This is a genomic window from Bacillus oleivorans (assembly GCF_900207585.1).
In the GTDB taxonomy this organism is placed as follows: Bacteria; Bacillota; Bacilli; order Bacillales; family JC228; genus Bacillus_BF; species Bacillus_BF oleivorans.
Genome location: NZ_OAOP01000010.1, coordinates 195,399 through 207,653 on the forward strand (window position 1 = coordinate 195,399; position 12,255 = coordinate 207,653).

At 36.1% G+C, this 12,255-nt stretch carries 11 protein-coding genes; 2 read left to right on the forward strand and 9 right to left on the reverse strand.

The window, feature by feature from the left end:
• Positions 1-84: 84 nt before the first annotated feature.
• The 6 genes from CRO56_RS19280 to CRO56_RS19305 form a co-directional block, all read right to left on the reverse strand.
• On the reverse strand, positions 85-1,452 hold the full coding sequence (locus CRO56_RS19280) for an amino acid permease (RefSeq protein WP_097160248.1): 1,368 nt from the start codon (positions 1,450-1,452) through the stop codon (positions 85-87).
• Between the two features lie 46 nt (positions 1,453-1,498).
• The gene (locus CRO56_RS19285; RefSeq protein WP_097160249.1) at positions 1,499-1,837 is read right to left on the reverse strand and encodes a hypothetical protein; all 339 of its coding nucleotides are present in this window, start codon (positions 1,835-1,837) and stop codon (positions 1,499-1,501) included.
• A 555-nt stretch (positions 1,838-2,392) separates the two neighbouring features.
• Positions 2,393-2,764, reverse strand: coding sequence for an rRNA methyltransferase (locus CRO56_RS19290; RefSeq protein WP_097160250.1), 372 nt, complete (start codon positions 2,762-2,764; stop codon positions 2,393-2,395).
• Between the two features lie 40 nt (positions 2,765-2,804).
• Positions 2,805-3,560 carry an LAGLIDADG family homing endonuclease gene (locus CRO56_RS19295; protein ID WP_179714364.1) on the reverse strand — a complete coding sequence of 252 codons (756 nt, stop codon included), beginning with the start codon at positions 3,558-3,560 and terminating at the stop codon, positions 2,805-2,807.
• Between the two features lie 230 nt (positions 3,561-3,790).
• Complete coding sequence (locus CRO56_RS19300) at positions 3,791-4,243, reverse strand: CBO0543 family protein (protein ID WP_097160252.1); 453 nt, start codon at positions 4,241-4,243, stop codon at positions 3,791-3,793.
• Entirely contained in the window at positions 4,176-5,318 is a 1,143-nt protein-coding gene (locus CRO56_RS19305) for a DUF2515 domain-containing protein (protein WP_097160253.1), read from the reverse strand. Before CRO56_RS19305 ends, CRO56_RS19300 begins: the two co-directional genes overlap by 68 nt.
• A 267-nt stretch (positions 5,319-5,585) precedes the next feature.
• Between CRO56_RS19305 and CRO56_RS19310 the strand changes: the two genes are divergently transcribed.
• Complete coding sequence (locus CRO56_RS19310; RefSeq protein ID WP_245855996.1) at positions 5,586-7,772, forward strand: MMPL family transporter; 2,187 nt, start codon at positions 5,586-5,588, stop codon at positions 7,770-7,772.
• Between the two features lie 270 nt (positions 7,773-8,042).
• Here CRO56_RS19310 and CRO56_RS19315 read toward each other — a convergent pair whose 3' ends face one another.
• The gene (locus CRO56_RS19315; RefSeq protein WP_097160254.1) at positions 8,043-8,681 is read right to left on the reverse strand and encodes a DUF4253 domain-containing protein; all 639 of its coding nucleotides are present in this window, start codon (positions 8,679-8,681) and stop codon (positions 8,043-8,045) included.
• 211 nt (positions 8,682-8,892) lie between these two features.
• Here CRO56_RS19315 and CRO56_RS19320 point away from each other — a divergent pair, with 211 nt between their 5' ends.
• Positions 8,893-10,143, forward strand: coding sequence for an MFS transporter (locus CRO56_RS19320; RefSeq protein WP_097160255.1), 1,251 nt, complete (start codon positions 8,893-8,895; stop codon positions 10,141-10,143).
• Between the two features lie 140 nt (positions 10,144-10,283).
• Here the strand turns inward: CRO56_RS19320 and CRO56_RS19325 are convergent, their stop codons facing one another.
• Together CRO56_RS19325 and CRO56_RS19330 are read right to left on the reverse strand one after the other, a co-directional pair.
• Complete coding sequence (locus CRO56_RS19325; protein WP_097160256.1) at positions 10,284-11,201, reverse strand: ABC transporter permease; 918 nt, start codon at positions 11,199-11,201, stop codon at positions 10,284-10,286.
• Complete coding sequence (locus CRO56_RS19330) at positions 11,194-12,072, reverse strand: ABC transporter permease subunit (RefSeq protein ID WP_097160257.1); 879 nt, start codon at positions 12,070-12,072, stop codon at positions 11,194-11,196. Before CRO56_RS19330 ends, CRO56_RS19325 begins: the two co-directional genes overlap by 8 nt.
• Positions 12,073-12,255: the final 183 nt, after the last annotated feature.

Consider the following 12,255-nt stretch of genomic DNA (forward strand, 5'->3'; position numbering starts at 1 on the left):
ATGCATTCTCCTTTTCTCCTCACTTCGCCTATATTCTATGAAGAGAAGAACGATTGGAAGCTTATCTAAACCAATAATGGGCCTTTATCCAGTTTTATTAGATTTTTTCCAAACTGTTTTTTGCATGATTACTGCTGTGATTCCAATAATCACAACGAATAATAGACTGACAAATAATCCAAAACGAATGGAATCTTCAAAAATAACACCGCTAATCGCTGCTAAAATAAGAGCAATCCCTAAAATCCCTAAAAATTTGCCCCACAGTTTCTCTCTTAGTATTTTAAGGGCAGAAAAAATAATAAAAGCCCAGTTAAATAATATCAGGATACCAGCAGCGGTTGTAATATACTCATAAATTTTTCCTGGCAGCAATAATGCGGTGATAATCGAAGCTAATAAACCGACTGTTGCCAATCCTAAAGAGGGAAGGGGGAGGCTCTTCCATTTTTTAAGCTTTTTTGAAAACACTTTAGGTGCATCCCCTGAATCTGCTAAGGTTACAAGAAGTTTTGTGACACCAAACAATGAAGCCGTCATCGTTGAAAAACCAGCAATGATAATGGCTGCATTAAATACATGCGGAAAAAAGTTGAGATTAAATGGGTTTAACGCCGTAACAAACGGACTTTCTTTATCGTTAAATGCTTGATGTTCAGCTAATAGAACGGCTAGGCTGAGAGATAACACATAAATGATGGCGAGCACAATTAACATGATAATTCCAGCTTTGGGAGCATCCTCCTTCTTTTTAAGCTGAGTCGCCATCATACCGATCACTTCGATCCCGCCATAAGCGTAATATGCATAAATGAGAGAGGACCAAAACCCAAGCAGTCCCTCTGGAAACAGTTCTCCGGCTGTATTTGGGAATCCTGGCCTTGCTACATCGCCATTGATCCAGCCAAAATAAGCAGCACCCGCAATGATAATAAACATGACAATTGCAGAAGTTTTAATCACTGCCAATAAATTTTCTACTTTATCAAATCCGCTAGTGCCTGTTAATACAACAATTATCGATAAAATGGCGTAAATTGCAGCAAATATCCAAAGGGGAACATTAGGGAACCAAAATCGTGACAGAATCGATAGAGCTGTTAATTGACTTCCCATAATTAGAATATTAGAACTCCAATAATTCCAGCCGGAGCTGAAACCAGCCCAGCGACCAAAGGCCTTGTCCGCATAATAACAAAAAGAGCCTTCCTGCGGATCTTCAGCTGTCATTTTTGCCAGTAAATTATAAACAATAAAGGTTCCAAGTGCCGCTAAGATAAAGGAAATCACAATGGATGGTCCGGTCAATTCTATTCCAATTGCTGATCCTAAAAAATATCCGGTTCCAATTGTACAGCCAACTCCTAAGAGTGATAACTGCCACCATTTTAATTTCGCTTTTTCACTTCCCTGGTCTTGTTTAGAACCTGCACCAGGAATAAAAAAATCCAAAGTAATCCCTCCATATTCCCCTAAACGTCTAAAAACCGCGCAGACGTTACTTCTTAGAGTTGGTTTCTTTCTTTAAACCCATCATCGTGCGGAATAATTGAGTCGTCATACTTCCCTGTACAATATTTTGTAAAAAGAATTCGGTTATTAGTTCTTTGTACTCTTCATCTTCGAACATTTTTTTGTTTTGCAGTTCCATTTCTGCTAAACCTTCATATGTAGAAAGCAGGGCATATGTATGATCTTGGCCAGAGATTGGCGTCAATATTTCGACGTTATGATCATATTTTTCATTTCTGAAACTCTGGATCATTCTTAGATTTTTAATGGCTTCTGCAAATTTATCCTGTTTTACTTCAAACGTCTGATAAACAATGACAGACATTGCTTAACCTCCTAAGTAACCATAGTAAGTTTGAATAATGAAAAAAGGGCAGTTTATCAATAGTTGTAGAAGAATTGCTGCAAGAAAGGAAGCATTTGATAGTTCTCTGATTTATTCTGTTTATCTTTTGAGGTAATATTCACAGTTAAGTAAAAGTTATCTGCAAGGAAAGATACAAATACGCTATGGGAAATGCATATCAATATTTCCCGAGAAGAGGGTAGTGGATGTAGGATAATATGTCCAGACTTAAATAAACTAACAAAACGGAGCAGAAACCGATTATGTGGGTTAGATTACGATTTTCTTTAAGTTAATGAATGTTATTTTCGTAAATACTTTAAACTGGAGCTGAAAAAATTGATAAATACGTATTTAAATTTGAAATTACATATGTTAATAAACTGATGAACACCTGTAATTATAAAAATTTGAATTCTGTCTCAATATCCTAAGTAATCTTTGGTATTGAGACAGAATTGATTTTCTGATGTTTAACTTCTGATAATGTATATTATGGTGGGGGCGTTGATTTGAATTACAAAATATAAACCGTTACTCTACCCTATGCTTATATGATTTATCTTTTATATCATCAGTTTTGATGAATTTTACACTATATTCAATCACATCATTAATAAATAGATTATGTTCTGCTGCAAATTCTTTCACTTGTTCTAATAATTCCTTATCATAAGTTGTTTTGTACTGAACCCGATCTTTAGGTCGATTATTCTTGTTATACGTAATTACACCTTCAGATAATACAGATTTAAGACCAGTTTCAATTAAGTAGTTTACGTGAGTATAATTTTCTTCAGCTAATGTGTTTAATTGATCTAAAATAGATCTGCTAATATTTGTTCTAAATTTAACTCTAGATTTATCTGTTGTTTGTATTAATTTTCCATTCGCTAATTTCCACATTCAAAAAACACCTCTTTATAGGTAAAGATTTATATATCTCCTAAACGTAGAGACATAAATTCTCTCTTATATGAACATAATTATCAGTAGCATCATTATAAATAATTTTTGCTAGCTTAGGAAGATTATATTTTCCTTTTACCCATACGCGGTAAACATGTTTTCCTTTACGAGTATTCTGGATTGAAATTTCAGATCGTAAGTTCCAATTCATAAAAACTGATAAGAGTCCTTCCGCAAAGGACTGGCTTCCAGTTGTAATATTCATTACATATCCGTTTCTCTGAACCCAACCGTCCCCATCAATCACTCCCCTAATAAATGATGGTAAATATTCTTCTGGTATTCTTGGGAAAGGAACTGTCAAAGATTTATTAGATGATATTCCTAATTTTGCGAGGTCTGATTTTATTTCTTTTGAATTAATAAGCAGTGTAGGGGTCAATTTTGTGGGGCCGGTTCCTCCTAATACATAGTCTGCTTCCATGTATTTTGCGATTAATCGGAGAATTTTTTCATCTTTTTGTGCAAAGGAAATGCAGTGAGAATTTCCACTTATATTTCCATCGGTTATTAATAAACCGAAAACCCATGCCATTTCATGAGACCATTTCTTAAAGAAATCCTCATTTACCTTGTGCTTACGAGGCTGACCGGATTGTTTTTCACGATTCATTTCTATACCGTGTTTGTAGATCACGTTTCGAATGGCTCGATCGGAAAGCCCAATAATGGGTATCATCTCCTTAAATGGCATTCCGCTTTTATACATCTTAATTATTTGTTCGTCTGTCACTCCAGGGTTCCTGGGCATTCTATCACTCCCCTCTTTAACTTTCTATTTAAAATTATACGAACATACGTTCCGTAAGTCAACAAAAATCTAAACTGTTCAGAGATTTTACAACATCATCGTATTAGGGTCTCACATTTAACCTTACTTGACATGTAACACATATTTATCTACCCTTGGTTTCCATCTATTGCATCATCATATTTTGCAAATTGAAAAGTTATTTATTTTTATTAACTCCTTCTCCACCTATAAAATCTCCAAATCAACAACATGAACAGAAAATATCCTATAGAAGAATAATAATGCTTCCATTGATCACTATGATTAAAGAATCCAAACCCTTCTGCCAGCTTTTCAAAAATAGCCATCAATAAACTCATCATTACCATAAACACAAATCTTTTAAATGAGGTCATTGTATCTGAAAAATAAAGAAAGAAAAAAGTAAATAAAGGAAGGCCAACAAGCGTAAAACCAATGTTAATTGAAAAAATCTCTGGAAAGGGTCTTACTGGAAATTGATAGAATTGTTTTCCGACAAAATAAAGGTCAAGATATGTACCAAGCAAAGATGCAAATAAAAGGGTTGAACCATATCCTGAAAGTTTATTTCTCTTAACGGAATATGACCTTTTTGGCGAGGATCGCAAGCTCGATTTTTTCGATTGTTTCACAGTATTCATCCATAATCTCTCCATCTGTTTCGCAGTTTTCTCTAATTAAGTAATGAATCACTCTCCAGTCATTAAACCAATCACCAATTTCAGCTTCTGTATGGGCAACATCCTTCCAGGCATAGATAAGTTTGGGACTATAAATTGGCCTCTCCCCTTTTCGCAGCTGGCAATTTCTAATCCTTTTTTTATATAAAAATCCGGGCAAAGATTCTCTAACATCATGAAATAGATGAGGCCAGTAGTCTTTTCGTGATCCTGTATGGGGGTGAGATGCTGCCCAGTTCACTATTTTTTGTAATCTTCTCTTATTGTCAAAGAGGAGTGAATATAAACGTTTTCCTAATAAAATCCGTTCATGTAAAGAGCTAAAATGACGAAGGGTTTGACCAATCAATGCTGCTTTCGTTTCATTTTTCCGATGTTCAAAATATGGAAAAAGAATATGATTGAGACTTAAAAGATCTTGAAGCATAAATTCAAGCGTATCTAAAACACTTTTTTTATAAACTGGGTTTTGTACGACTCTTTTTTCCAAGTAGGATTGTTCATTAATAACCAGAGCAATGGCTAATTTATATGGATCTCCATACTTCCAAAATTGATTCCATATCGTTTCCATGAAAGTAGAGACATTGAAGTGAGGAAGCAGGTGAAAAAGACGTTTATTCTGCCGCAGACTTTCTTCATATAATAAAAACTGGGGATAAACATCCTGAAATATAAGCCAGTTTCCTCGTTCTAAAAATGAGAAGAATGCCTTCCTCTCCTTCTCGGAAAGCAGATTAGAAAGAAAGTCCCCCTTTAAATCCGTCATATTCCAGCCGCCATTTCTCGATACCATATGCCCTAAAAATGCCCAATGAATCTCTGGGTGGGCCAGATAAAATTTTAGGTAGGCTTGTGTTCTTGTCACATTGTTTACATTTAACCTATTAGTTTCCTCTTTTATTTGATTAATTAGAACACGATCTTCATCAGATAATCCAAGAATGTCCGGAATAGCCGGTGATTTCTGTTTCTTCTTTAACTCAATTTTAATTTCTGTAAAAGAATGTGAGTTAAATAGATTTATCTTATTCATTCGTTTATGGGCCCAAATTCGTTCCTCACCCCTTTTTGTTTTTCATTTATATATTTGAATATCTACTATGAATATTTTATTCGTATGCTAGCAATAAATGATGAAGAATTGATTTCAAGTAAGGTTCAGCCAAAACACATTTCTATTCCGGCAGCAATGCGTTAATTTCAATCAGATCTTTTGTAATAAAAAAATCACTCCCATTATAAAATCTAATCCTTCTGCAAATGATATTTCTTAATAGACGCTCGAAACAGAGGTGAGGAGATGGGAAGAGAATTTTTTAGATATTTGGGGAGGCTGACATATCGTTATCGCTGGGCTATTGCTGCATTTTGGGCATTGCTTTTCATCTTTACCTCGATTTATGCCCAACGGCTGCCCGACATGCTAAAGGAAAGCGGGTTTACACCAGAAGGAAGTGAATCTGATCTAGGCTTTGAAAGTCTTGAGGAAGAGCTTGGGATGTCACCCTCCACATTAAATCTGATATATACAAGTAATCATTTGGATCTGACAGAGGAATCAGAAACAGCAAGAATCATAGAATCCCTTGAAAATCTAAAAACACAGCCATACATAACGAATATTCAAGTTAACCCCACACCGCGTCTAACCGAAGAAAAAGGAATCCAATCTGTTATTGTAAAAATCAACCTAAATAATCAGGAGTCACTTGAAGTATATCCGGAATTAAGAGAAATGATTACAGCTCCGCAGGGTATGGAATTGTTTATCGATGGGGGAACAGCAACCTTGTATGAAATACAGCAGGCAACGAAACACGACTTGGTGAAGGCGGAACTAATCGGAATTCCCATTGCCTTGATTGTTTTGCTTATAATATTTGGAACTGTGGGCGCTGCCTTGCTTCCGGTCTTTGTCGGGATGGTCAGCGTATCGGTCACTCTTGGAACTACTTATTTCATCTCTTACCATTTTGATGTATCTAACTTTCTCCCCAATATTGTGATGATGCTCGGACTAGCCCTGGGGATTGACTATGCACTATTTGTGGTCAGCCGTTTTCGTGAAGAATTAAAACGCCATCGTTCAGTGGAATCAGCTGTGGCGAGGACAATGGAAAAAGCTGGACATTCCGTCTTTTTTTCAGGATTCGCCGTACTGATTGGAATGTTTGGCATGCTTTTTATTAGGCTGCCGATCATGTATTCCCTCTGTCTCGGGGGAGTCTTAATCGTATTGATGTCGGTTTTAGTTTCAAGCACTCTTTTGCCTGCTTTGCTTGGAATTTTTGGACATTCCATTAATCGTCTGCAGGTATTTCCTGCCCTTCAGAAAAAGCTGGGGAATTCAACTTTATGGAGAAGAATTGCTTTTGGCGTGATGAAGCGCCCCGCTTTTTTGACAATATTCATTAGTCTCATTCTGATTTTGCTGATGACTCCAATTGCGAATATGAAGCTGGGAGTCCCAACAGCTGAAGTACTTCCTCCCTCTTATGAATCAAGAATGGGCTCAGACTTGTTCGACCAACACTATGACAACAAAGAAGCAAGTCCAATCTATATCGTGGTTAAAACACCTGAATCTGCAGCAGAGGAAGACTCAATTCTGCTCATTAATGAATATGAAAAGACCATTTCGAAAATAAATGGTATTCAGGAAGTAAGAAGTTTTTTGGATACATTTGAGAATCAATCTGCAGAAATGATTGCAGGTCTGCTGCAAACAGATGAAACAAGAGAAAACCTCGAACGCAGAAACCTCCTTCGAGGCGAGTTTGCTCTTTTAACCGCCATACCTGCCCATGATCCAAACAGCCCACAAGCTTCCGACCTAGTGGAACAGCTGCGTAATGTAAAAACAGAATCATTGGAGACATATGTTACGGGACATAGCGCTCTTCGTTTCGACATGCTGAACAGAATTTACGAAGGGCTTCCTTTTTTGATTTTATTTATCATGACTGTGACCTATTTGACTTTGCTTTATGCTTTTAAATCAGTATTAATTCCTTTAAAAGCTGTCTTAATGAATGTTCTTAGCCTTGGCGCCAGCCTTGGAATCGTTGTCATCGTTTTTCAAAATGGCTGGTTTGCCGAAGCATTGCAAATTACGTCAACTGGCTATGTCAACCTCGTCATGCCCGTTACCATTTTCAGTATTGTCTTTGGGATATCAATGGATTATGAAGTTTTTCTTATTTCAAGGATTATGGAGGAATACGAAAAAACGGGAGACAATGACAGGAGTACGGCTGAGGGGCTGCAAAAAACCGGCGGGCTAATCACCAGTGCAGCTTTAATTCTGATGACAGTAGTTGGCTCGTTTATTTTTACTAACATCGAAATAACGAAAGCACTTGGAGTCGGATTATTTTGCGCTGTATTTATTGATGCTACCATTATCAGGATTATTGTCGTCCCTGCTCTGATGAAAATGTTAGGACATGCCAACTGGTGGGCACCGAGGTGGTTATTCGGAAGGTAGGATAGTGCGTGGTGGCAACGGGTTTCATTACGGACACTAGTTCCGTTACTTTTGATAAATCCGGCTTTTTTAAAAATTTGAGGACATCAGTTCCGTTATTCGTGTAAATTACAGCTATTTATTGTTGATTTTAGCAAAATAACGGAACATATGTCCGATTGCATTATGAAAACAGTGGTTTTTACGGAAATAACGGATCCTATGTCCGCTTAGATTCAATAAACGTTGCGTTTCCCCTGTATTTTCTTTCAACCCTTTAAAAGGATTTATTTAATCCCACCATAAAAAAAGCTTATTTGTTCTTCTCATTTCTTCAATTAGAGCTTCGATAGTTTCAGTCCCCTGGTCCACAACATCCGGACAAAATTCGTATATTTCTTGTGCAAAGGATTTCATTTGCTGGTCCGCCGGGAGCTCTGAAAAAATCGCCTCAACCCAGTCATAATCAGCACCGATCATGTTAAAAGGATAACGATCATTCCATTCCCTTAATTTTGCACTAACATCTTCATTACTAATATCATAATTATCGCCATTTGTTTGCTGGACTTTTAGAATTTCAAATTGGTCATGTCCTTTTATGATTCCAACTTTACACATACTCTTTCTTTCGTTACCAAAGTCTCTTTCGCATATAAAAACTAAGTACCCCATCTGTTTTAGGCGAGATTGAAGGTCAACGACTACCTTTTCAGCTTTGTCTTCAGGGGTCATAAATGAAATCCCTGCTGTTCTTGTTTCACCCTCATTATATAATTCATTTATGATTAATGGCTGCAAGCTGCTGCTGACAGACGCCTTAATAATATGTATGACTTCTTCAGTAAATCCAATTTCTTTTGCAATTTGGTCACTCATTATTTCATTTTTATGTTTGTTTCCGAATCCGAAAAGCTTCTTCCAATCCAACCTTACACCCTCCCAACCCAGTAGCATATTTCCAAAATTAATTATTATAAACTATAGCGGAAACTGTCCCGCTCAACAAGAAGATAAAAGCATTCAATTTATTAAAAAAGGTAACGACTACCCTTGTTTGTTCCGATTTTCACACAATGTTCATTTATCGAAAAAGGTATTTTATTTTTTAATAGAATGATAAACATGAGGGGGAGTTCTTTTGAAATTTATAGAAAAATGGCATCGATGGCGTTCTCCGCTGTTATTAATAGGGGCTGCGGGCATATCTGGTTTAGGAGATTTTATCTTTTTGGTTGCTCTCAATTTATTAGTATTTCAAATGACTGGTTCGGCTGCGGCTGTTGCTGGTTTATGGATCGTGGGTCCGCTTGCATCTATTTTTACGAGATTTTGGGCTGGAAGTATTATAGATCGTGCCAATCGAAGGAAGTTAATGATATGGACGGATTTAATTCGGGCATTTTTAATTTCATTAGTTCCCTTCATATATACGGTTTATGGAATTTACATAATCCTTGCGTTAGTCAGTATGGCTAAAGCATTTTTTTCTCCTGCTTCCATTACCTATATTACAGAGCTTGTTCCTGCTGATCAAAGAAAACAATTTAATGCTTTTTACTCCTTAACAAGTTCTGGAGCCTTTATTTTGGGGCCAGCTATTGCTGGGGTTCTTTTTGTCATTGGTTCGGTAAATATGGCGATCTTTTTAAATGCCGCATCTTTTTTAATTTCAGCCGTTTTGTTTTTATATCTGCCCAACCTGCAAGAGACAAAATCATCATTCAAAAATCCCTTATCCTTTTCCGCCATTCGAGAAGATACTAGAATCGTAATTGCTTTTGGCAAAAAAACTCCTGTTTTTATACTGATACTTGGATTATATTTAGGGACCCTTTTTACAACCTTTGCGATGGATACACAAGAAGTTGTTTTTACTCAGAGTGTAGTTGGTCTTTCAGAGTTAGACTATAGCTTGCTTATAAGCATTACTGGTATTGGATCGATCCTGGGATCTGTAGCCGTTTCCTCTTTTTCAAAAAAACTTTCGATTCGCATGCTTTTTGGCGGCGGACTTCTTATGATGTCATTAGGTTACCTGCTCTATGCTTTTAGTAATTCATTCATGATGATTGCGATAGGATTCATCATACTTGGCTTTTTTAATTCCTTTTCTAACACTGGATACAACACATTTTATCAATATCATGTACCTATTGAAATAATGGGACGTGTTACAAGCTTTTATGGACTCATCCAAAGTACTGGGCAGATCCTTTTAGTCGTAATCGTTGGACTTGCAGCAGATATTTTTCCGCTCCGATTTATTATTGTTTTACTGTCTCTTGTAAACTTGATCTCAATCGTCAGCCTGCTCATTCTTATGAGACATCGGAAATATCAGTCAGTCTTTACCAACGTGGATTCAAAACAAAGAATAAAGGTTTCATAATTAACACAGACCCGATTTTACAGGATCGCAGCAAGTTATTTCTAAGAGTTATTTTCTTATTTAAGAAAACTTAGTTTTGGTTGCTTTATTTTTCTAAATCAGCTTTACACCCAGGCATAATGACTACTTTATCTGCCCGCTTACAAATACCGTGTCTTTGCAATTTGATCGTGATGCCTTTCATTCAACCCAAGTGATATTAAATAAAAAGTAAATAAAAACAGTAAATAAACAGCTAAAGGACAAAGCAGAATCCATTGGGCATAGTATAAAAAGTCTTTTGACTCACCAAGCAAGCCAGACCATTCGTTTGTGATGGATGTAAATTTAGTTGCCATTAGCGGGAAACTGGTCCCTCCTAAAAATAAATTAAAGATACCTAATTGGCCAATCAAATGTAAAACCTGAATGGTTTCGTTTACAAAAAGGATTAAAAGATTTCCTTTAAGCATTGGGAAAATATGCTTCTTCATGATATGGATTCTGGAACCACCCAATGTTTGAGAAGCCATGACAAAGATACTATTTTTTGTTTCGGCTGTTTTGGCATAAACGACATTAAAAACGCCTGAAACACCTAGTATAGTCATAAGCGCCCCTTGAATCAACACTAATGAAAGTACAGATAGAACAGGTTCAATATTTATGCTGATCATAACAAAGTAAATAATAATGAACGTCGGAATACTGCTTAGGATTGGAAAATGGCTCTTATTTAACTCTCCGCTTTTCTTTGATAATCCCATGATGATTCCAAGTATGGTTCCGATAACCGTTCTTAATAAAGCGACAATGATGGTTGTAAAGACGGTATATTTAGCACCATATAATAGTTTAGTGAGAATGTCGTACCCATACTTATCTGTTCCCAGCCAGAATTCCTGCGAAGGAGGAGACGGCGGCCCTATAATCTCTCCCCCATTCTCTAGACTATATAATATTTGTTGTTTGTAATCTTTATTATAAGGTGCAATTGATGGACCAAAGATAGCAATGAATACAAAAAAACTAAGGAAAAGCAATCCGATTATAAGCTTATAATTAATTGACTTAGTCATGACGGAGAATCCTTTCTACAAGGAGAATCAACATTTTCAGATAAAAGAACAGGAGTACATACAATAGGAATAAAGCAAAAAAACAAAATATCACTAAATTATACTGATATCCAAATTTCATCTGATGCTGAAATAGCAAAGCTGTAATTCCGCCGGTATTAAAGAGGTACTCAACAATAAATAGATTACTAATCATGATTGCAAGAATCTTATGGAGGTCTGCTTTTAGAAAAGGAGTAACATTGGTTGTGACATGATAAAGGTAAATATTTCTTTTTTTAATTCCTTTAGAAATCGCTGTTAAGATATAATCTTCCCGTAGTACATCTTGAGTCCTTTCGTTAAGCGTTCTGACAATATAAATAAGAGGAATTAAGACAAGTGTTATCAGCGGCAGCAAAATAGCGGGGTCCTCTGTACTCGGAGTTGCTACTTTTGCCAATCTTACTCCCGTTTTTTGATAAAAAATCACAACTAAAATTTGAAGAATAGAGATAAAAATAAAGTCTGGGATCATCCCTAAAAAACCCAAAAAATTATTCAGTAACTTATTACTCTGTCTCCAAAAATAAATACCTAATATAAAGGAAAGCAGTAATATGATGGAGCTCGACCAAAATAAATAGAAGAAAGAAAATTTGAAGTAACGGGAAATATCCGTTAATATAGATCTGATACGGTCCCCTTGCTCGTAATAAAACGAGCTGCCGGTAAAGAGTCCAGAAAAGAATTGCTTCATTTCTTCAAATATCCCTTCAAAGTTAATAGCCACCCTGTCACCCATATTAAATATCACTAGAGGAAAGGTAGCTATAATTAATAATAAAAGGACACTAAATATATGTATGAAGGAATTTTTTAAAAGCTTCATGTATGTTCTCCTATACTAGATTACAAAAAATTGCAATTCTCCAATGATACTATTCTACTTAATTATAAAATATTAAACCACCCAATTCTGATCTGAACCCAAAAAGTTAGACACAGAAATTTAGGCAGCTACTTGGGCATGATTTCGGTATTGAACCGGACTCATGCCTTTTAATTTTGCCTT

Coding starts and splice junctions, on each gene's coding strand:
- CRO56_RS19300 (WP_097160252.1), bottom strand. CDS start 4,243: ATGAATACTGTGAAACAATCGAAAAAATCGAGCTTGCGATCCTCGCCA.
- CRO56_RS19290 (WP_097160250.1), bottom strand. CDS start 2,764: ATGTGGAAATTAGCGAATGGAAAATTAATACAAACAACAGATAAATCT.
- CRO56_RS19285 (WP_097160249.1), bottom strand. CDS start 1,837: ATGTCTGTCATTGTTTATCAGACGTTTGAAGTAAAACAGGATAAATTT.
- CRO56_RS19305 (WP_097160253.1), bottom strand. CDS start 5,318: ATGAATAAGATAAATCTATTTAACTCACATTCTTTTACAGAAATTAAA.
- CRO56_RS19325 (WP_097160256.1), bottom strand. CDS start 11,201: ATGACTAAGTCAATTAATTATAAGCTTATAATCGGATTGCTTTTCCTT.
- CRO56_RS19310 (WP_245855996.1), top strand. CDS start 5,586: ATGGGAAGAGAATTTTTTAGATATTTGGGGAGGCTGACATATCGTTAT.
- CRO56_RS19330 (WP_097160257.1), bottom strand. CDS start 12,072: ATGAAGCTTTTAAAAAATTCCTTCATACATATATTTAGTGTCCTTTTA.